This is a genomic window from Streptomyces sp. NPDC055099 (genome assembly GCF_053607685.1).
In genome coordinates this window covers 196,138-215,514 of record NZ_JBSGUA010000005.1, presented here as the reverse complement: position 1 = coordinate 215,514, position 19,377 = coordinate 196,138, and the positions used below count along the sequence as shown (strand labels likewise).

The following is a 19,377-nucleotide window of genomic DNA, read 5'->3' as shown; positions in this document are numbered from 1 at the left end:
GTTCACCTGGCATCTCACCTTCGGCCAAGACGAATGCCGGGCCGACACCTAACGTCACCCACGTGGTTAAGCTCTCCGTCATCGTGCCGTTCTACAACGTGCAGCAATACGCGCCCGACACCTTGAGGAGTCTGCGGGCGAACGCACGCGAAGACTTCGAATTCATTCTCGTCGACGACTGTTCGAAGGACGAGACTCCAGAGATCCTGGAGCGCGCCGCGCGCGAGCTGCCCGGTGCCGTCCATCTCCGCCATGAGACGAACGGCGGTCTGGCGACCGCCCGCAACACGGGCCTTGACGCGGCGCGCGGCGAGTACCTCACCTTCCTCGACGGTGATGACTGGCTCGCCCCGGGTTATTACGCGCAACTCGTCGCCGCCATCGAGCAGTTGGGCTGCGACTTCGTGCGTACCGACCATGTGCAGTGCACCGCACGGGCCCGCAGCATCCACCGTGTCCCGCACGGCAGACGCGGTGTCGTCATGCCGCCGCGGGACGTCATCCTGCCCGCCGACCGGTCGACGTCCGTCGACTACGCGTACGCCTGGGCGGGCATCTACCACCGGCGCCTGGCCGACCAGGGCCTGCTGCACTTCACGGACGGTCTGCGCACCGCGGAGGACCGGCCGTGGATCTGGCGCCTGCACCGCGAGGCGGAATCCTTCGCCGCGGTGGGACTTCTCGGCGTGTTCTACCGGCGCGGGGTCGCCTCGTCACTGACACAGATCGGCGACGTACGACAGCTCGATTTCATTCGGGCATTCGACCAGGTGGTCCGTGAAACCGCGGCGGACCGGGACGCGGACAAACTCCTGCCGAAGGCAGTCCGTACTTACTGCGCGATCATTTCCCACCATCTGGGATCCATCGAAAGGTTCGAGCCACAAGTGGCGCGGAAATTGAAGTCACTGAGTGCGGCCGCCCTGACGCGGATGCCGCAGGGCGTTCTCGACGACGCCCTCGACTCCATGGACATACAGCGGGCGACCCGCCTTCGCCGGCTGCGTCGGCGCCCGGTGTCGGCGGAGGTGGCCGCGTAATGGCGACGACGCAGATCTTCCTCGCGTCCACGCTGTACGGCACCGCCACACTGGCCGCCGCGATCGACGCCGACCGCTTCGCTCCCGCCGACCGGCGGATCCTCCTGGTCAGCAACAACGCGGCGACGCCGGAGACCACGGTCGCCGTGGACGAGATGCCGGGTTTCGACCGCCTGCGGGACCGGTTCGACGACGTACGGTCCTGGAACGAGGCCATCTCGCCCTTCCACCCGGGCGGTTGGGCCCCCCGGGCGGACGACGTCCCGATGTGGGAGCGGTACATCCGGCTCCTGTGGGGCCTCGGTGACGACGACATCGAGCTGGCCGTCGAGTCGATCCAGGTCAACCCGGCCCTGGCGCTGACGCAGATCTTCACGGGCGCGCCCGTGGACGTCTACGCGGACGGCCTGATGAGCTACGGCCCGACCCGCAACAAGATCGACCCGCTGGTCGGCACGCGCGTACGCCGCCTCCTGCACCTGGACCTGGTGCCGGGCCTGACCCCGCTGCTCCTGACCGAGTTCGACGTCGAGCCGGAGATCGTGCCGACCGAGGCGTTCGTGAAGGTGCTCGACCACCTCGCCGTGGGTGAGGACGAGGTGCCGGACCTGCACGAACCCGCCCTGCTCCTGGGTCAGTACCTCTCCGCCCTCGGCATCCTGACCGCCGAGGAAGAGGAGGAGCTGCACGTACGCATGGTGCGCGGCGCCGCCGAACTCGGCCACACACGCGTGGTGTTCAAGCCGCATCCGACCGCCCCGGCCCGCTGGTCGCGCATGCTGGAGAAGGAGGCGGAGGCGATCGGCGTGGAGCTGACCGTCCTCGATTCGCCGGTCCTCGCCGAGGTCCTGTACCAGCGGATGCGTCCCGCGCTCGTCATCGGCTGCTTCTCGACGGCGCTGCTCACCGCGTCCGCGCTCTACGGCCTGCCGGTCGCCCGCACCGGCACGGAGACCCTCCTGGAGCGGCTCGCGCCCTACCAGAACAGCAACCGCGTGCCGGTCACCATCGTGGACGCGCTGATCCCGGACCTCGCCGACAAGGGCGCCGTCACCGGCCGGCAGCCCGGCATGCCGGTGGCCGACCTGGGCGAGCTGCTCGTCGCCGTCGGCTTCGCCATGCAGCCGCAGATCTACCCGCGCCGCCGCCAGGCCGCCGAGCGGTACCTCTCGACGCACCTGACCCCGCACACCTGGCGCTACTTCAAGCGGCGCCGCCTCACGGCCCTCGCCCTGCCCGGAGCGCTGCCCACGCAGCTCTCGTTCATCCCGCGCAACGCGGCCGTACGCCGGGTCGCGCGCCGCGCCCGCTCGGTCCAGCGCTCCATCAAGCGGACCGCACTCGGATGACCTCTCCCACACCGACGCTCCCGAAGGAATCTTCGGGGGCGGACACGCTCGCGCTCACGATCACCACTCCCACCGTCCGGCGCGCGCGCCCCCGCCTCCGCGCCCTGGACGGACTGCGGCTCATCGCGGCCCTGATGGTCGCCGCCTACCACTACGGCGGACGTGACGGCGAGATCAGCGAGGCCTGGGGCAGCTCACCGCAGCTTCAGTTCCCCACGGCGCACGCCTGGTTCGCGTACGGCTGCCTCGGCGTCCAGATCTTCTTCGTGATCAGCGGCTTCGTGATCTGCATGAGCGGCTGGGGCCGTCCGCTGCGCGCGTTCTTCGCCTCACGCGCCTCGCGTCTGCTGCCCTCGTACTGGGCCGCGATCATCCTGGTGACGGCGGTCTTCGCGCTGCCCGTCGTGACGTACAAGGCGGTCTCGCCGAGCGACGCCCTGGTGAATCTGACCATGCTCCAGCAACCGCTCGGCGTGGACCGGGTGTTGGGGGTCTGCTGGACGCTCTGGGCCGAGCTGCGCTTCTACGCCCTCTTCGCGCTCTTCGTCGTGATGCCGGGCGCGAACCGGGCCCGCGTCATCCTGTTCTGCGCGGTGTGGACGCTGGCCGCGGTCATCGCGGAGGGTGTGGACGAGCCGCTGCTCGACCTCGTCCTCATGCCCGAGTACGCACCCTTCTTCATCGGCGGCATCGGCATCTACCTCGTCCACCGGGACCGCAAGGACCTGACGGCGTGGGGCATCGTGGGCGTGAGCTGGCTGATCGGCCAGCACTACGCGGTGGACCGCCTCTGGCACGCGCCGGCCCCGGAGTTCTTCTCCTACCGCACGTCCTTCGGCATCATCGCCGTCGTGACGGCGGGCTTCGCCGCGGTGCTGCTCATCGCGCTCGGCGCGCTGCACCGGGCCGACTGGAAGTGGCTGACGGTGGCGGGCGCCCTGACGTACCCGTTCTACCTGGTGCACGAGCACCTGGGCTGGGTGACGGTGGGCGCGCTGCACCGGGGGCTCGGGCTTCCCTCGTACGCGACGCTCGGTCTGACGGTCGCGGCGATGCTGCTGCTCGCCTGGCTGCTGAACCGTTTCGTGGAGGAGCGGCTCACGCCGCTGATCCGCAACGGGCTCATGACCCGGAAGTGACTCCGTCCGCGGGGGTGTCGGCGGTGTCGGCGGTGCCGTCCGCCGACACCGCGCGGGCCACGTCCATGGCCTCGTCCATGACGGCCCCGGCCTCCCCGATGGCGTCCACCAGCTCCTGGACCAACCGCTCCAGCGTCTCGCCTTCATCCATGGGGGCAAGAGTACGGACAGTTGACCTCAATCAAACTTGAGGTTCTACGTTCTGGGCATGGACACTTTCACGTACTCCCACAGCGACGAAGACCTCATCAACCAGCCCATCGGCTACTGGGCATCGGCCACGGGCGACGCCGTCGTCCACCACATCCGCACCACGCTGGCCGAGGCCGGGCTCACCCAGCCCCAGTGGTGGATCCTGAACCAACTGCTCACGAGCGACGACCGCGAGCGCGCGGAGGTCGTGGGCATCCTGCGCGGCTACCTCGATGTCGGCGACGGCAAGCTGGACCACGACATCGACGCCCTGCGCGACCGAGGCCTCCTCGCCGAGGTGGGCGACGGCCGCATCCGCATCACCGACGAGGGCCGCGCCCTGCGGGAAAGTGCCGCCGTGCGCCAGCAGAAGCTGCGCGCGGAGATCCACGCGGGCATCCCGGAGGAGGAGTACGTCCGTACCCTCAAGGTCCTCCAGCGCATGATCCACAACGTGGGAGGGGCGGCCTGGCACCACTGAGCGTCGCTCGGTGCCGCTCAGTGCCGCTCACCGCCGGCCGGCTCTCGGCACTCACCCACTGGCGAGCGACAGCTTCGCCGCGAAACCGAGGAACAGCGCGCCCGCCGCCGAAGTGGCTCCCGCCGAGAGCCGCTTGCGGCGGCGGAAGGCGGCCGACAGCTTGGTGCCGCTGAATATCAGGGCGGTCAGGTAGAGGACGCTCGCGAGCTGGGCGAGGGCGCCGAGCACGAGGAAGGACAGCGCGGGGTACGCGTAGTCCGGATCGACGAACTGCACGAAGAAGGCGATGAAGAAGAGGATCGCCTTCGGGTTGAGCAGGCTGATCACCAAGGCCCTGCGGAACGGGCGCTCGGCGGCGCCCTCCTGGGCCTGGGCGCCCGCCTCGGTCACCGGCTGCCGCCGTTCGCGCCACAGCCCCCAGGCCGCCCGCAGCATCCCGATCGCGAGCCAGGTCAGATAGCCGGCACCGGCGTACTTCACGATCCCGAACAGCAGCGCGTTGGCCTGCAGCAGGGAAGCCACTCCGGCCGCGGACAGCGTCATCAGGACGGCGTCACCGCACCAGACGCCCGCGGCGGCGGTATAGCCGGTGCGCACGCCGCGGCGCGCGGCGACGGACAGCACGTACAGCGAGTTCGGCCCCGGCAGCAGAATGATCAGGGCGAGGCCCGCGAGATAGGTCGGAAGATCGGTGACACCCAGCATGGGGCGGAGTCTCGCACGCGCGTACGACATGAAGGATGCGGTGTCCGCACATCGGACACCACGCTCCTTGTGACGTCGGTCAGACGCTTGTGACGTCGGTCAGACGCTTGTGGCGTCGGTCAGTCGACGGGCGTGCGTCAGAACACGTCCGAGGGCTCGTACGCCCCCCACACCTCCCGCAGCGCGTCGCACACCTCGCCCACCGTCGCCCGCGCCCGCAGCGCGTCCTTCATCGGGTGGAGGACGTTGGCCTCCCCCTTGGCCGCCTCCTGGAGCGACGAGAGCGCCGCGTCCACCGCCGCCTGGTCCCGCTCCGCCCGCAGCTTCGCGAGGCGGGCCGCCTGCTGGGCCTCGATGGCGGGGTCGACGCGGAGGGGTTCGTAGGGCTCCTCGGCGTCCAGCTGGAAGCGGTTGACGCCGACCACGACGCGCTCGCCGGAGTCGGTCTCCTGCGCGATGCGGTAGGCGCTGCGCTCGATCTCGTTCTTCTGGAAGCCGTTCTCGATGGCCGCCACCGCGCCGCCCATGTCCTCGACGCGCTCCATGAGTTCGAGCGTCGCGGCCTCGACGTCGTCCGTCATCTTCTCGACGACGTACGACCCGGCGAACGGGTCGACCGTGGCGGTCACGTCCGTCTCGTACGCCAGGACCTGCTGGGTGCGCAGGGCCAGGCGCGCGCTCTTGTCGGTCGGCAGCGCGATCGCCTCGTCGAAGGAGTTCGTGTGCAGGGACTGAGTTCCGCCGAGGACCGCGCCAAGGCCCTGGACCGCGACGCGGACGAGGTTCACCTCCGGCTGCTGGGCGGTGAGCTGGACCCCGGCCGTCTGGGTGTGGAAGCGCAGCATCAGCGACTTGGGGTTCTTCGCGCCGAACTCCTCGCGCATCACGCGGGCCCAGATGCGGCGTGCGGCACGGAACTTGGCGACCTCCTCCAGGAACGTCGTACGCGCCACGAAGAAGAAGGACAGGCGCGGGGCGAAGTCGTCCACGTCCATGCCCGCGGCGACCGCCGTACGGACGTACTCGATGCCGTCGGCGAGGGTGAAGGCGATCTCCTGCGCGGGCGTCGCGCCCGCCTCGGCCATGTGATAGCCGGAGATGGAGATGGTGTTCCAGCGCGGGATCTCGGCCCGGCAGTACTTGAAGATGTCGGCGATCAGACGCAGCGACGGCTTGGGCGGGAAGATGTACGTGCCGCGGGCGATGTACTCCTTCAGTACGTCGTTCTGGATCGTGCCCGTCAGTTCACCCGCGTCGACTCCCTGCTCCTCGGCCACCAGTTGGTACATCAGGAGCAGCAGCGCGGCCGGGGCGTTGATCGTCATCGACGTCGAGACCTTGTCCAGCGGGATGCCGCCGAACAGGATGCGCATGTCGTCGATCGAGTCGATCGCGACCCCCACCTTGCCGACCTCGCCCGAGGCGATCGGGGCGTCCGAGTCGTGGCCCATCTGCGTCGGCAGGTCAAAGGCGACCGACAGGCCCGTCGTGCCGTTCTCGATGAGCTGCTTGTAGCGGGCGTTCGACTCGACGGCCGTACCGAAGCCGGCGTACTGGCGCATAGTCCAGGGGCGCCCGGTGTACATCGAGGGGTAGACGCCGCGCGTGTACGGATACGCGCCGGGGGCGCCCAGCTTCACCTCGGGATCCCAGCCGTCGAGGGCCTCAGGGCCGTACACGGGCTCGACGGGCAGTCCGGACTCCGACTCACGCGCCATCGCTGTGTGCCTCCTGCCAGAGATCCTTCGTTACTTCTCCGGTATAGCGGTCATCCACCAGCATGCGGCAACGTGCAGGAGTGGTCACTCGCTGGGAACACTCCCGGTGAGTCTGTCGGTCGGTAGAGCGATCCCGGGGGTCATTGTGCGCAAAGGTGCGATAGCCGTGGGGGCCGTGGTGACGGTCGCCCTGGTGGCCGGCTGCAAGGCGCAGGCCGTCGACTCGGACGGGAAGGCGCAGCCGATCCGGATCTCTCCCACGAAGACGGACGGGGGCGGCGGCGGACAGGACGGGCCGTCCGAGAAACCGGGACCGGAGCGGACCTCGACCCCGAAGGCGCCACCGAAGGCACCGCCGAAGACCCTGATGGCCCCGGGACAGCGCGGTGACCAGGTGCGGGAGCTGCAGGCCAGGCTCCGCGAGGTCGAATGGCTCTACGAGGACCCCTCGGGCACGTACGGCGAGGCCACGACCACCGCGGTCAAGGGATTCCAGGAGAAACGCGGGCTGCCCGCCACGGGCACGACCGACACGGTCACCTGGCAGCGGCTGCTCGCCATGACGCACGAGCCCACGAAGTACGAGCTCTACTCCGGGGGCGGCATCCCGCCGTCGAAGCCCGCCAAAGCCTGTCTGACCGGTCGCGTCCTGTGCATCAGCAAGGAGAGCCGCACGCTGACCTGGATGATCGACGGCCGGACCGTCTCGACGATGGACGTGCGCTTCGGTTCGCGGGGCACGCCCACCCGCGAGGGCACGTTCACCGTCTACTGGAAGTCCCGCCACCACGTCTCGACGCTGTACGACTCGTCCATGCCGTACGCGTTGTTCTTCAGCGGCGGCCAGGCCGTGCACTACTCGACGGACTTCGCGGCGACCGGCTACACCGGCGCTTCGCACGGCTGTGTGAACGTACGGGACGAACAGAAGATCGCGAGCCTGTACGCGCAGGTGAGGAAGGGCGACAAGGTCGTGGTCTACAAGTGACTGACCGACGTCTTCACAAGTGATCGACCAGTGTCTTCAGGTGGATTAATCAGCGTGGGCGGGATCGGGGGAACGTCTCCCGCCCACGCTGGTGGCACTGAGCCAAAGGTACGGGGGGAACCCCTGGCTCGTGCGCGGGCCGATGACCAGTCGGCTCACTTCTTACTGCGTCACTGCTCCAAAAAACGTCACACCCACGCTGACCACGTTCTTTGAGCAGGTCAGACGCGGGTGAGAGGCGAGTGAGAGGCGAGTGCAAGGCAGGTGAGTCAGGAGCCGGGCAGCACGGGCTGTGCGCTGTAGGAGGCGGTGGGGGTCGGCGTCGGCCGCGGGAGGGCGGGCCCGCCGACCGGCGGGACGGGCTTGCTGCCGCCGTTGCCCCAGTGGTCGTTGCCGCCGCCGGACGGCCCGTCGCCGTCGCTGTTGTCGCCGTCGCCGCCCTTGTCGCCGTCGTCGTCACCGCCGCCGCCACCGCCGCCGCTACCGCTGCCGCCGCTGCCGCCGCCGTCGGGCTCGCGGTCGCTGCCCGATCCGTCCAGGACCCGGCCGCAGAACTCGGTCACCCGCTGCGATCCCTTGGCGGCCTCCTCCAGGCGGCGCCTCTTCTCGCCCTGGAGTTCTCCGCTGCGGTAGTCACGGCAGGCGGAGACCACCTTGCGGTACCAGTCCTTCGCCTCGTCCTCGCGCCGGGAATCACCGGAGCCGGGCTGCGTGGTGCCCGCGGTGCCGCCCTTGGACGCGCCGGCGGAGTCCTCGGTCCTGCGCGGCGGGGCGCTGCTGCCGGGCTCGCGCGTGGGGTCCTCGGGGGTGGTGGTCACGTCGTCGGGCTCGATGTCCGGGGTGCTGCTCGCCCCCTCGGACGGGGACGCGAGCGGCTCGGGCGAGGCCACGGAGGACGCGGAGGCGGCGGGGCCCGGCTGGTCCCGGTCGCCGAACGGCGAGGGCAGCACGCCCGTACCGGCCGCGACGGCGACCCCGCCGACCATGCAGCCGGCGAGCACGGCGGCGAGGCCGTAGCGCAGGGGGCGGGCCCAGCGTGCTGGGGGCGGCGGCGCCGAGCGGCCGATACGTACGGTTTCGCCCGCTCCCACGCGCGTAGAAGCCGCCCGGGGGCCGCGGGCCTCGCGGAACGCCGCGAGCGCGGCGGCCTCACCGGGGAGTTCGGCGGAGACGTCGGCGGGTACGACGGAACCCGCGCGTTCGTCCGCCGCGAGGGCGGCCAGGGCCTTGGCCAGCCGTGCGGCCTGTTCCTTGGTGTGAGGGTCGGTGCCGTCGATGGACTCACCGCTCAGCAAACGCTCCGCCGCGTCGCGGTCCAGCCACCTGTAGTCCTCGTCGGCCATCACATGTCCTTCTGCGCCCGCGAACGCGAATGCGTCACACCGGCGGATGTCACCGCGCGCCCACGCCGCTCCCTCTGGGGCGGTACGGCGTCCAGCGCACCCTCGCTCGGCGGGCCCTCCGCGCCGAGCAGTTCGGCGAGCCGCTTCAGGCCGCGGTGCGCGGCGGTGCGGACCGCGCCGGGGCGCTTGCCGAGGGTCTGGGCGGCGCTCTTGGCGTCGAGGCCGACGACGACCCGGAGAACGACCGCTTCCGCCTGGTCCTGCGGGAGCTGGGCTATCAGGGCGAGGGCGTCGCCGGTGGCGAGGGACTCCATCGCCTCGTCGGCGGTGTCCGCCTCGCCGGGCTTTCCGGTCAGCTCGGTCTCGTCGCCGCCTATCGCCGGGCGGCGACCCCGCATGCGTATGTGGTCGAGGGCGCGGTTGCGCGCTATGCGTGCCGCCCAGCCGCGGAACCGGTCCGCGTCGCCGCTGAACCGGTCGATGTCGCGGGCTATCTGCAGCCAGGCCTCGGACGCGACGTCCTCCGCGTCCGGGTCTCCGACCAGTGTGCGCACGTAGCCCAGCAGCCGCGGGTGCACGGCGCGGTACACAGTCCGGAACGCGGTCTCGTCCCCGTCCTGCGCCGCAAGCACCGCGGCGGTCAGTTCCGCGTCGTCCCCCAGCACAACTTCTCCCTATGCGCCTACACCGGTTGCGGTCCTGACCCCGCAGCCTGGCGCGAAGCAGCACGCTACGGGCTGAAGTGGGCTCACGTCCATGTTTGGTACAACGTGCAACTAGCGCGTGACAGTACGCGGTGTGACAGAAAACGCACGCGCGGCGCTGAAGGAAGTACGGGCCGCGTGCGGTCCGTCCGCGTGACGGCCGGGGTCTCTCCTGTGGGGGGTGGCGACCCCGGCCGTTCACCTTGGCGGGGACACCCTTCCAGGGGCGCGAGGAACGGCGCACCCAGCCAAGACGCACGCGCAACCAAAAACGACGGGCACGCGCCCCGTCAGGGGCGCGAGGAACTGCGCGCTCAGCCAAGACGCACGTGCAGACAAAGACGACGAGCACCTGCCCCGTCAGGGGCGCGAGGAACTGCGCGACAAGCCCCCACCCACGCGCAGACAAAAGAACGACGCGAGCCCCCTCCCCCCACCCCCCCTCAACCGCGCCAATCATCGCCGGGACGGGTCGGCGGGGGAGGATGCGCGGCAGCCTCGCGAGCCGAGCGATACGCGGCAAGCGCCCGCCCCTGAGCCTCCACGTCAACCCGCTCCACGCGAATCGCCTCCGCCAGCCACCTGGCAAGGCGTGGCACCCCGGCGGCCACCCGAGGCCGCCGGATCACCGCGAACCCCCCAACTGCCGCGCAAGCCGCCGAAGCCCTCGGTACGCAGCAGTCCGTACCGCCCCAGGCCGCTTGCCAAGCACCCGCGCCGCCGCCCCCGCGTCCAGCCCCACCACGACCCGCAGCAGCACCGCCTCCGCCTGGTCCCGCGGCAGCCCGGCGATCAGCGCGAGCGCCTCCCCCGTGGAGATCGACTCCAGCGCCTGCTCCGAGGTGCTGAGCGGCCCGGGGAGATCGAGCACGTCCTGGTCGAGGGCGGACGGCCGCGGCCTGACCTTCTGGCGCCGCAGGTGATCAAGGGCCCGGTGGCGCGCGATCGTCGCCGTCCAGCCGCGAAAGCCGGCGCCGTCACCACGGAACCGCCCCAGATCGCGGGCGATCTCCAGCCAGGCCTCGGCCGCGATGTCCTCCGCGGTCTCGCCGTCGTGGCCGACCAGCCCCCGCAGATAGCCGACGAGCCCCGGCTGCACCAGGCGGTACGCGACCGCGAAGGCCGCCTCGTCACCCTCCTGCGCCCGCGCGACCGCGGCACCGAGCTCCTCGTCCCGCGCCCGTGCGCGACGGGGTTCCCCTCCTCGACCCACGCTTTCCCATCCGTACCGACGCGACACAGCTCACCGTGTCCGTGCCCCCACGCTGAGCTGCGCCAGAGCCGACAGAAATGTCACAGGTGATGGTCACGGATGCGGACGGCGTCTCAGACCTCGAACAGCGAGCCGCCGCCCGGGCCCATGCCGAGCGCTTCCATGTCGAGCACGAGGGAGGGGTCGGGAGCGCGCGCGGCGACCGGCTTGTCGTAGTCGGACATCCGCATCTCCATCATTTCGTCGCCACGCTCCTGCGTCATGCCGACGATGTACGGCTTGTCGCCCGTCGCCAGATAGGCCGTCATGTCGTGCCCGCTGTCCGTCGCGGCCAGCGGGGTGACCTGCTCGCCGTGCCACCGCCTCTCCGGCAGCGCGCGGGCGCCCTCCATGTCGGCGTCCGATCCCGAGCCGCCGAGCTGGCTGAACGCCTTGTCGAGATCGCACATCTTCGTCGGCGAGCCCGCTCCCGAACGCGCGCCCCCCTTCGGGAGTTTCATGTACTTGCCGCGGGCGAGATCCGTCCGCTCCCGGGCCGTGGCCGCGATCCGCGGGCCACGCGCCACGGCGGCGTCCCGGATCGCGTCGAGCGACGCGTCCGAGAAACGGATGTACGCGTCTCCGCCGCCGATCATGACCAACTCGCCCTGCTGCATGGGCCCCGAGTCGAAGGTGCCCGTGCAGTTGCTTTGGCGGTCCATGTGCACCGAGACCTCCTGGTGACCCTTGGGGCTGGTCATCTCGACCCCGATGCGCACCGAGTCGGCGTTCTTGAGGAGCTCCATGGCCTCGCGTGCGAGGCGCCCGCCCCGCACCTCGTCGGCGGGGGCCGAAGGCTCGGCGGGCGTCCGCTCGACCAGCCCCTCGTACACCTTCCCCTCCGCACCACAGGCCGCGAGCGCCCCCATCGCGAGACAGCAGGCAACCCCTCGCACCCACCGGCCCCGCAGCCCACGGCGTCTCTTCTCCACCCCTGGAATCCCCACCCCTGAAACCACGGCCCCCACCCACACTCCTCGTTCACACCTGTCAGGTGACTCAGCGCAATGATCCGTCGATCTGTCACACCTCCGGAGTGCGGGATACGTCACGTCACATTTCGCCCGCGCTCGTACAACCGTTTGATCCTCCGGCCAGTCGTACGCACTCGCTTTGGTCAACCGGGTCAACCGGCAATTACGTTGAGGGGTGGGGCATTTGAGCCCGCGCAAACCGCGCGAAGCAGCGCGAAGCACGCACGCGTACAGACCACTGAGTCTCAAGCGCAGGGCGTGGCTGACGATCGGGGCCGTCGTCCTTGGCGGCGCGGGGGCCGTCACGTACGCGATGGCGGATCCCTCGGAGGAGGGCCGGCCCGGCGGCGTCTGGCGCGACAAGCGTCCGGTGAGCGTGCACGACATCGCGCTGAAGGCGGACGGCGCCAAGGAGAGGGAGCTGCCGCGCACGTCGACGGAGCAGTTCTCGCTGCTCGGTGTCTCGTGGACCGGCGTGACGAAGGAGCTGGAGGGCACGGCCCAGGTCCGCACACGCTCCGTCGAGAGCGGCAAGTGGACCGGCTGGCAGCACCTGGACCTGGAGCTGCACCTGCCCGAGAAGGCCGAGGCGGGCATGCGTGCCGCGTCCGAGCCGCTGTGGGTCGGCCCGTCGGACGGCGTGGAGGTCCGCGTGGTCGCGGCCGACGGCACGGCGAGTGCCGCGCTGCCCAAGGGACTTGAGGTCAACCTCGTCGACCCTGGCGTGACGTCCAAGGAGGCGAACAACCCGGCACTCGACGGTTCCGCGATGGCGCCGGTGGCGTTCGCGGAGGACGAGACGCCCGTGCCGCCGACGCCCGAGCCGGAGCCGAGCGCGCCCGCCCCGACGGACGCCCCCACGGACGCCCCGAGCGAGGCGCCCACGGAAGCGCCCTCCTCGCCGGCCCCTTCGGACCCCGGCACCGAGCCGCCCACGTCCCCCACCCCCTCGGGCTCACCATCGCCCGACCCGGAGCCCACGGTTCCGCCCGCTCCCCCCTCCACGGTCACCAAGCCGCCCATGATCAGCAGGGCGGCCTGGGGCGCGGACGAGTCCCAGGTCGAGGACCCGCCGGAGTACATCGAGAAGGTAGAGGCGGTCTTCGTGCACCACACGGTGGGCACGAACGACTACAGCTGCGCCCAGTCGGCGTCCCTCGTCCGCGGCATCATGGCGTACCACGTGGAGACCGAGGGCTGGAACGACCTCGGCTACAACTTCCTCGTGGACAAGTGCGGCCAGGTCTTCGAGGGCCGCGGCGGCGGCACCGATCTGCCGGTGCGCGGCGCGCACACGTTCGGCTTCAACGGTGAGTCCGCGGGCATCGCGGTCCTCGGTGACTTCGAGGGCAACGAGAACCCGGCCCCGGGCGAGACGTACAAGAAGGCGGGCAAGCCGACCCGCGCCGCCCTTGAGTCGGTCTCCCGCGTCGCGGCCTGGAAGCTCGGCCAGTACGGAGGCGACCCGTCCGCCAAGGTCACGCTGACGGCGGCCGACGACACGGGCGTGTGGAAGAAGGGCGACACCCCCTCCCTCAACACGATCTCGGGCCACCGGGACGGCTTCGCGACCCTCTGCCCCGGCAAGAACCTGTACTCCAAGCTCGGCGAGATCCGCCGATACGCGGCGAGCGCGGGCCGCAACTCCGCGATCCCCACGGCGGACTTCGACCGCGACGGCATCACGGACCTGGTGGCGGGCACGCCCAAGGCGTCCGGCGGCGTCGGCACGCTGACGATCGTCCCCGGCGGCCTCGACGGCCCGGTGGCCGGCTCCAAGAAGACGCTCACCCAGTCCAGCCCCGGCGTCCCCGGCGCCTCCGAGGCGGGCGACAACTGGGCGGCGGCCACGGCGTGGGGCGACATCAACGGCGACGGCCACGCGGACCTGGCGATCGGCGCCCCCGGCGAGGACGACACCACGAACAAGGACCGCGGCGCGGTCACGATCCTCTACGGCCCCGCCTTCGACACCGGCACGGACATGCAGCTCGCGGACGACTTCCACTACCCGGGCGCCAAGTTCGGCTCGGCCGTGGCGGTCGGCGACTTCAACGCCGACGGCAAGGCGGACGTCTTCTCGGCGTCCACCGGCACGGGCGGCACGTGGGCGGCGCGCTTCAAGGCGGGCAGCGAGGTGGGCGGCACGCTCACCTCGGGCGACACGGCCATCTCGTACGCCGACGCCGCCTCCGGCGACTTCAACCGTGACGGGTACGCGGACGTGGCCCTGAACTACCGCGACCAGGCCGGAATCGGCAAGGTCCAGTGGTTCAAGGGCACCAAGTCGGGCCTGAGCAGGGTCGGTTCGCTCTCCGTCAAGGGCGGCCGTTCGCTGGCCGTGGGCGACGTGAACGGCAACGGCTACGACGACCTGGTCATCGGCCAGCCGTACACGGCGGAGTCGGGCGCGTACGCGGGCGGCCAGGTGACGGTGGTCCCGGGCACGTCGACGGGCTTCACGACCACAGGCCTCAAGACCATTCACCAGGACACGTCCGGAGTCCCGGGCGCCGCCGAGTCGGGCGACGCGATGGGCTGGTCGGTCTCGGCGGGCGACTTCAACCTGGACGGTTACGCGGACGTCCTGACGGGCGCCCCGAACGAGGACATCACGCGTTCCGGTTCGGCGAAGAAGGACGCGGGCACGAGCCTCCTCCTGAAGGGCACGTCATCGGGCCTGACGGGCACGGGCGCGCAGGCGTTCAGCCAGGACACGGAGGGCATCACGGGCTCCACGGAGTCGGCGGACCGCCTGGGCTCCTCGGTGGTCCTGACCGACCTCTCGGGCTACGGCCGCGCGGACCTCGCCATCGGCGTGGACGGCGAGGACGAGGGCAACGGCACGCTCCTCCAACTCGACACGGGCGCTTCCGGCGTCTCGACGTCGAGCGGCGTCTATTACGGACGCACGCAGCTCGGCACGCCAGCAGCGGCCCACCTGGGCCAGACGTTGACGCCGTAAGGGGGGTTACGGGGGGGGAGTTGCAGAAAAATCCCGCGGCCGCGCCGGTCACACCGGCCTCCGCGGGATTTTTCTGCACAGTCAGACCCCAGCCGGACCCCAGCCGAACCCCGGTCAGACCCTGCTCCCCCGCTCCCGCCGTGACACCACGGCCCGCAGGACCCGGCGTCCCTCCGTCGAGATGTCCAGCGCCTGCCGGAGACCACCCGCGCCCGCGCCCACTCCGCCGTCCGCGCCCCGGTTGGCGAGAAGCTCCAAGATTCGTACCTGGCGTCGCAGTTCGGCGGCGACGAGGGGGGACATTCCCTCCGTGCGTTCCGCGCGCCGCGCATTCAGGGCCGAGGCCCGAGCGCCTCCGTCCGGCCCGGTGTCGAGCAGCCGGTGGATCTGCAGCGCGGCCACGGAGCAGGCGTCGGCCCACTCCCGGAGCGCGGCGGCGGAACGCCGGGAGGGCACCGCGCCGAGCATGCGGTAGGCGAGAGTGCTCGCCTCGTCGGCGGAAGGGTCCTCGAGGACGTCCGAGCCGCCAAGCCTCACCCGCGCGTCCGCGAGCGCCACGTCCCAGGCGCCGCCTTCCGCGAGGCTCCCCCACAGCGGGCGCAGCACCTCGTCATCACCGCCGAGCAGCGGCACACACCGGTCGAGGCAGGCGAGCCCGCTCGCCGCCAGACCTCTCTCGTCGGCCTCGGCAATCAGCTCGACCAGACTCGCGCCGCCCATGTCGTACGCCTCCCGTCGGGGACAATGCATGTCCCCTACTGCGTGCGCGCCCCCGGTAACGTCACTGGGGCACCACGCCGAGCCGGTCCAGGAAGCGGAAGAAGAGCTCCTCGGCCGACGGTTCGGCGGCGGCGTTGAGCACGTCGAGCAGCGTGCCGGGGGCCACGGTCCGGCCCGACTCCGCCGCCCAGGTCACCGCACGGTCCGCGGCGTCGCGCGGCTCCAGGAAGTAGTCGTCGAGGCTCAGGCCGTCGTCGCCGAGGTACCCGGCCATCGCCTCGCGGGCCAGGCACGTCGTCCATACCCCGCTCTCCGGGGCCGCCGCCTCGACGACCACGCAGTCGCTGTCCATGACGTATCCGAAGAGGGCGGGCGAACCCGTCTCCAGGGCCAGGGTGTTCATGTTGCCGACGTCGCGCGTGCCGTCGCCGCCGGGCACTTCCCACACCTGCCAGCCGTCGTCCCGCTGGACGAGGAGGCTGAGCTCGTCCCGCACCCCGGCCACCGCCGAGAGCTCCACGAGCGGCCGCTCGCTTCTGCCCACGACGTAATAACCCCAGTAGCCCATGCCCGCGTCTCCCCGTGTACTCGACCCTGCTCGATCGCGCCCGGCGATTGCGCTCGCCGACCGCGCTCTTCTTTGGGCCGAATACACCACAGACGTAGGCAAGTTCGCCACCAGAAGGCCGAAACGGATCTCTTGGGCGGACAGAACGGATCTCGTGGGCCGATGGCCAGGGACTAGCCCACCCTGTCTGCCAATTTCACGAATTCCGCCCAGGAGAGCTTCGGTTCGCGTGCGTCCCACAGTTTCTGGACCGTCGCCTTCAGCGGCATCCGGATGCCCTGCGCCACCTGCTCCTGCGTCTGCGAGCCGGCCAGGTCACACCAGACGGCGAGGGAGCCGCCGAGGATCTGGTCGTCGTACTTCGCGTCCACCGGCTTCGTGCCGCGGATCACCAGCGGGGTCCACTGCTCGTAGATCCGCTGGCCGGTGGGATAGCGGAAGGTGTTGGGCTGGCCGAGTACGTAGTAGAGGTACTCGTCGTTGTAGTTGATCACCTTCCGGCCCTCCTTCAGGTACTCGGCCGGCTCCCTCGACCCGATCTCCTTGCCCGTCCAGTACGCGACGTCGATGTCGTCGTCGGCCTGCTCGACCCCGCCGCGGAAGAACCCGTCGTTCCACGCCCGGAGCCCGCGCTCGTAGGGGCGCATCGTCTCGGCCCGGTCGTTGAGCCAGCCGGTCGCGAGATCCTGGACGCGGGCGTCGGGGCCGTACTTGTCGCGGGCCGCGGCGGCGAGCTGCGGGTAGCTGGCCTCCGGGTTGCTGACCGTCAGGGCCTGGTACTCGTCGGCGCCGAGATGCCAGTAGCGCCCCGGGAAGAGGTCCGCGTACTCCTCGAGCAGATCGTCGACGATCTCCGCGGCCAGCGGCTTGGAGATGTCGATCGCGCCGCGCGCGGGGACGCCGCGGGTGTCGCGGAGCTGGAGAGAGGGGTGCGCCTTGATGACCGTGCCGAGGTGGCCCGGTGAGTCGATCTCGGGCACGACCGTGATGTGCCGGCTCGCCGCCAGCTTGAGGATGCGGCGGACCTGCGCCTTGCTGAGGTGGTCGCCCGAGACGATCTCGGGGTGCGACTCGGACTCGATGCGGAAGGCCTGGTCGTCGGAGAAGTGCAGGCCGAGCTGGTTGTACTTGAGGTCGCCGAGCTCACGGATGCGGTCCTCGATCCACTGCGCGTCGAAGTGCTTGCGCGCGATGTCGAGCATGAAGCCCCGCTGCGGCTTGGCGGGCTCGTCGCGTACGACGCCCTCGGGCGCGGTCCCGCCGCCGCGGACCTCCTGCTTCAGGGTGCGGGTCCCGTAGAAGACGCCCGCTTCCTCGGGCGCGGAGATCTTCACCCGCTGCCCCTTCACGGAGAGGGTGTACGACTCGTCCCTGCCGTCGGAGGCGTCGGCGTCGTCCGGGGTGAGCGCGAGCTCCACGTCTCCCTTGCGGGGCTTGGCGTCACCCGCGTACGAGAGCTTCAGCTCACCGGCGAGCAGTTTGCCCTCGTCGGCGAGATCTTCGTCACCGATGACGACGCGCCCGCCGCTCTCCGGTTTCCATCCCGGCCCGCGCGCCGCGCTGTGCTCGCGTACGGCGGGGATGGTGGCGGGGGCCTTGGAGAGGGGGTACGACTTCGTGGGCGAGGGGGTCGGGGCGACGGCGGCCTTGCTGTCGGACGGCGAAGCCGCGGGCGCGCCCCTGCCCCCACCACCGGGCCAGACGGCCACGGCAAGCACGACGGCCCCGGCGACGAGCCCCGCGGAGGCGAAGGCGAAACGCCGCTGCTGCTTCATCGCTGACCGCCTTCGGCTGCGGGGCGAACGGGCGGGTGGGCGGGAGACATCCGCCGCGCAGCGGCGGCACAGGAACCGGCCGCCAGGTGAACGACCGATCGGGCAGGCGCAGACGCCCGCGCAGCGGCGGCACGGGGACCAGCCGCCGGGCGAACGGGTGGGTGGGCGGGAAGCATCCGCCGCGCAGCGGCGGCGTACGAAACCCTCCCCGGGCCGGCGGGGACAAGACGAGCAGCAGCGCAGGCGGCAGTCATCCGGCCACGGTAAAACGCCCCCCGCACCGGTACCGTCCACCACGCGAAGCGAAACTCTCCCATCCGGGTGAAATTCACGCATCCGTCAGACAGCCCCCACCAAGCCTCGCTAGCGTTACGACAAATCCCCCACGCCTCCCTCGTCGATGCCCCCTGCCCAGGAGCCCCCGCTGTCCCCGCACCGTTCACCGAGCCCCGTCCCGGAGCAACTGAACACAGCCGAGCCCGGCGCCGCCGAAACGGCGCTGCTCACCTGCTGCGGCAGCCACCTCTGGGCCCGTCGACTGGTCGACCACCGGCCCTACCCCGACCTGGAAGCGCTGCTCGCCGCGTCCGACGAAGCGGCGTACGACCTGCCGCCCGCCGACCTCGCCGAGGCCCTGGCCTGCGAACCTCTGCGTCCGGTGCTCCCCCGGCAGGGGACGTACACCGCGGCCCACACCGCCCTGCGGGCCGCGCACGCCGCGTACGAAAGCCGGTTCGGGCACGTGTTCGTCATCTGCCTGGACGACGTCCCGCCGACCCAGGCCCTCGACCATCTGCTCGCCGGAATCCGCACCCGCCTCACCAACGACCCGGAGGAGGAGCGGGTCATCGCGGCCGAGGAAATGCGGAAGCTGGCCCGCGGACGGCTCGCCCGGCTCGCACACGACCTGAATAGCCCGTACGTGCCTGTTTGATTGCCTGTTTGATCACACCTGGCTACCCCGCGCGAGCGAACCGACAACTCGTCGATACGATGACGAGCGGCCGGTGGACCGTACCCGGCCGGGCCCGTCCGACCACCCAAGCCGGCTGGCCCCAATCCCCGCTCCCGGAGGGTTCTGCCGTGCCGGCTGGAACGCTGTACCGCGGCCGGGAAGGAATGTGGTCCTGGGTGGCTCACCGAGTCACCGGCGTCCTCATCTTCTTCTTCCTGTTCGTGCATGTGCTGGACACCGCTCTCGTCCGCGTCTCCCCGGAGGCGTACGACGATGTCGTCAGCACCTACAAGACCCCCCTCGTCGCACTCCTTGAGTACGGCCTGGTCGCCGCCATCCTCTTCCACGCGCTGAACGGCCTGCGTGTCATCGCCGTCGACTTCTGGTCGAAGGGCCCGCGCTACCAGAAGCAGATGCTCTGGACCGTCGTGGGCATCTGGGTCGTCCTGATGGTGGGGGCGCTCTACCCGGTCCTCGGCCACGCCGTCCGCGAAGTCTTCGGGAGCTGA

18 protein-coding genes are annotated in these 19,377 nt (G+C 70.8%); 8 read left to right on the top strand and 10 right to left on the bottom strand.

From position 1 onward, the window contains the following. The first annotated feature begins 62 nt into the window (after positions 1–62). From ACWFRU_RS15470 to ACWFRU_RS15460, 3 genes are read left to right on the top strand one after another with little or no spacing between them, the layout of a single operon-like run. Positions 63–1,040, top strand: coding sequence for a glycosyltransferase family 2 protein (locus tag ACWFRU_RS15470; protein WP_453687131.1), 978 nt, complete (start codon positions 63–65; stop codon positions 1,038–1,040). Continuing rightward, on the top strand, positions 1,040–2,389 hold the full coding sequence (locus ACWFRU_RS15465; protein ID WP_453687130.1) for an alpha-2,8-polysialyltransferase family protein: 1,350 nt from the start codon (positions 1,040–1,042) through the stop codon (positions 2,387–2,389). Before ACWFRU_RS15470 ends, ACWFRU_RS15465 begins: the two co-directional genes overlap by 1 nt. Continuing rightward, positions 2,386–3,528, top strand: a complete 1,143-nt coding sequence (locus tag ACWFRU_RS15460; protein ID WP_453687128.1) for an acyltransferase family protein — start codon at positions 2,386–2,388, stop codon at positions 3,526–3,528. The genes ACWFRU_RS15465 and ACWFRU_RS15460 overlap by 4 nt, the downstream gene beginning before the upstream one ends. On the opposite strand, the gene ACWFRU_RS15455 is transcribed toward ACWFRU_RS15460, so the two are convergent. Further along, on the bottom strand, positions 3,512–3,679 hold the full coding sequence (locus ACWFRU_RS15455; protein WP_453687126.1) for a hypothetical protein: 168 nt from the start codon (positions 3,677–3,679) through the stop codon (positions 3,512–3,514). The genes ACWFRU_RS15460 and ACWFRU_RS15455 overlap by 17 nt on opposite strands. 57 nt (positions 3,680–3,736) lie before the next feature. Between ACWFRU_RS15455 and ACWFRU_RS15450 the strand changes: the two genes are divergently transcribed. Beyond that, positions 3,737–4,201, top strand: coding sequence for a MarR family winged helix-turn-helix transcriptional regulator (locus ACWFRU_RS15450; protein ID WP_453687124.1), 465 nt, complete (start codon positions 3,737–3,739; stop codon positions 4,199–4,201). 51 nt (positions 4,202–4,252) lie between these two features. On the opposite strand, the gene leuE is transcribed toward ACWFRU_RS15450, so the two are convergent. Together leuE and ACWFRU_RS15440 are read right to left on the bottom strand one after the other, a co-directional pair. Further along, on the bottom strand, positions 4,253–4,906 hold the full coding sequence (gene leuE / locus ACWFRU_RS15445; RefSeq protein ID WP_453687122.1) for a leucine efflux protein LeuE: 654 nt from the start codon (positions 4,904–4,906) through the stop codon (positions 4,253–4,255). Between the two features lie 137 nt (positions 4,907–5,043). Continuing rightward, positions 5,044–6,624 carry an acyl-CoA mutase large subunit family protein gene (locus tag ACWFRU_RS15440; protein ID WP_453687120.1) on the bottom strand — a complete coding sequence of 527 codons (1,581 nt, stop codon included), beginning with the start codon at positions 6,622–6,624 and terminating at the stop codon, positions 5,044–5,046. A gap of 166 nt (positions 6,625–6,790) precedes the next feature. On the opposite strand from ACWFRU_RS15440, the gene ACWFRU_RS15435 reads away from it, so the two are divergent. Continuing rightward, entirely contained in the window at positions 6,791–7,612 is an 822-nt protein-coding gene (locus ACWFRU_RS15435) for a L,D-transpeptidase family protein (protein WP_453687118.1), read from the top strand. 269 nt (positions 7,613–7,881) lie between these two features. Here the strand turns inward: ACWFRU_RS15435 and ACWFRU_RS15430 are convergent, their stop codons facing one another. From ACWFRU_RS15430 to ACWFRU_RS15415, 4 genes are all read right to left on the bottom strand, one after another. Then, positions 7,882–8,955, bottom strand: coding sequence for a hypothetical protein (locus ACWFRU_RS15430; protein WP_453687116.1), 1,074 nt, complete (start codon positions 8,953–8,955; stop codon positions 7,882–7,884). After that, positions 8,955–9,620 (bottom strand): RNA polymerase sigma factor, encoded by a 666-nt coding sequence (locus ACWFRU_RS15425; protein WP_365823293.1) that lies wholly within the window; start codon positions 9,618–9,620, stop codon positions 8,955–8,957. Before ACWFRU_RS15425 ends, ACWFRU_RS15430 begins: the two co-directional genes overlap by 1 nt. 664 nt (positions 9,621–10,284) lie before the next feature. Further along, complete coding sequence (locus ACWFRU_RS15420) at positions 10,285–10,872, bottom strand: RNA polymerase sigma factor (protein ID WP_453687114.1); 588 nt, start codon at positions 10,870–10,872, stop codon at positions 10,285–10,287. 113 nt (positions 10,873–10,985) lie between these two features. Next, positions 10,986–11,780: a hypothetical protein gene (locus tag ACWFRU_RS15415; protein WP_453687112.1), complete on the bottom strand. Its 795-nt coding sequence runs from the start codon at positions 11,778–11,780 to the stop codon at positions 10,986–10,988. Between the two features lie 418 nt (positions 11,781–12,198). On the opposite strand from ACWFRU_RS15415, the gene ACWFRU_RS15410 reads away from it, so the two are divergent. Next, positions 12,199–14,850, top strand: a complete 2,652-nt coding sequence (locus ACWFRU_RS15410; RefSeq protein ID WP_453687600.1) for an FG-GAP-like repeat-containing protein — start codon at positions 12,199–12,201, stop codon at positions 14,848–14,850. A gap of 114 nt (positions 14,851–14,964) precedes the next feature. Here ACWFRU_RS15410 and ACWFRU_RS15405 read toward each other — a convergent pair whose 3' ends face one another. The 3 genes from ACWFRU_RS15405 to ACWFRU_RS15395 form a co-directional block, all read right to left on the bottom strand. After that, positions 14,965–15,600: a hypothetical protein gene (locus tag ACWFRU_RS15405; RefSeq protein WP_453687111.1), complete on the bottom strand. Its 636-nt coding sequence runs from the start codon at positions 15,598–15,600 to the stop codon at positions 14,965–14,967. Between the two features lie 31 nt (positions 15,601–15,631). Next, positions 15,632–16,138, bottom strand: a complete 507-nt coding sequence (locus ACWFRU_RS15400) for a hypothetical protein (protein ID WP_363208842.1) — start codon at positions 16,136–16,138, stop codon at positions 15,632–15,634. Between the two features lie 173 nt (positions 16,139–16,311). Then, a complete protein-coding gene (locus tag ACWFRU_RS15395) occupies positions 16,312–17,913 on the bottom strand; it encodes a beta-N-acetylhexosaminidase (protein WP_453687108.1) in 1,602 nt (533 codons plus the stop codon). A 400-nt stretch (positions 17,914–18,313) separates the two neighbouring features. On the opposite strand from ACWFRU_RS15395, the gene ACWFRU_RS15390 reads away from it, so the two are divergent. Together ACWFRU_RS15390 and sdhC are read left to right on the top strand one after the other, a co-directional pair. Continuing rightward, on the top strand, positions 18,314–18,847 hold the full coding sequence (locus ACWFRU_RS15390; RefSeq protein ID WP_453687106.1) for a 2-oxo-4-hydroxy-4-carboxy-5-ureidoimidazoline decarboxylase: 534 nt from the start codon (positions 18,314–18,316) through the stop codon (positions 18,845–18,847). Between the two features lie 149 nt (positions 18,848–18,996). Further along, the gene (gene sdhC, locus ACWFRU_RS15385) at positions 18,997–19,377 is read left to right on the top strand and encodes a succinate dehydrogenase, cytochrome b556 subunit (protein WP_076684883.1); all 381 of its coding nucleotides are present in this window, start codon (positions 18,997–18,999) and stop codon (positions 19,375–19,377) included.

What these genes read in the sequence shown, in the direction of transcription:
- ACWFRU_RS15465 (WP_453687130.1), top strand. Translation starts at nt 1,040, where the DNA reads ATGGCGACGACGCAGATCTTCCTCGCGTCCACGCTGTACGGCACCGCC.
- ACWFRU_RS15460 (WP_453687128.1), top strand. Translation starts at nt 2,386, where the DNA reads ATGACCTCTCCCACACCGACGCTCCCGAAGGAATCTTCGGGGGCGGAC.
- ACWFRU_RS15455 (WP_453687126.1), bottom strand. Translation starts at nt 3,679, where the DNA reads ATGGATGAAGGCGAGACGCTGGAGCGGTTGGTCCAGGAGCTGGTGGAC.
- ACWFRU_RS15450 (WP_453687124.1), top strand. Translation starts at nt 3,737, where the DNA reads ATGGACACTTTCACGTACTCCCACAGCGACGAAGACCTCATCAACCAG.
- leuE (WP_453687122.1), bottom strand. Translation starts at nt 4,906, where the DNA reads ATGCTGGGTGTCACCGATCTTCCGACCTATCTCGCGGGCCTCGCCCTG.
- ACWFRU_RS15440 (WP_453687120.1), bottom strand. Translation starts at nt 6,624, where the DNA reads ATGGCGCGTGAGTCGGAGTCCGGACTGCCCGTCGAGCCCGTGTACGGC.
- ACWFRU_RS15430 (WP_453687116.1), bottom strand. Translation starts at nt 8,955, where the DNA reads ATGGCCGACGAGGACTACAGGTGGCTGGACCGCGACGCGGCGGAGCGT.
- ACWFRU_RS15415 (WP_453687112.1), bottom strand. Translation starts at nt 11,780, where the DNA reads ATGGGGGCGCTCGCGGCCTGTGGTGCGGAGGGGAAGGTGTACGAGGGG.
- ACWFRU_RS15410 (WP_453687600.1), top strand. Translation starts at nt 12,199, where the DNA reads ATGGCGGATCCCTCGGAGGAGGGCCGGCCCGGCGGCGTCTGGCGCGAC.
- ACWFRU_RS15405 (WP_453687111.1), bottom strand. Translation starts at nt 15,600, where the DNA reads ATGCATTGTCCCCGACGGGAGGCGTACGACATGGGCGGCGCGAGTCTG.
- ACWFRU_RS15400 (WP_363208842.1), bottom strand. Translation starts at nt 16,138, where the DNA reads ATGGGCTACTGGGGTTATTACGTCGTGGGCAGAAGCGAGCGGCCGCTC.
- ACWFRU_RS15395 (WP_453687108.1), bottom strand. Translation starts at nt 17,913, where the DNA reads ATGAAGCAGCAGCGGCGTTTCGCCTTCGCCTCCGCGGGGCTCGTCGCC.
- ACWFRU_RS15390 (WP_453687106.1), top strand. Translation starts at nt 18,314, where the DNA reads ATGCCCCCTGCCCAGGAGCCCCCGCTGTCCCCGCACCGTTCACCGAGC.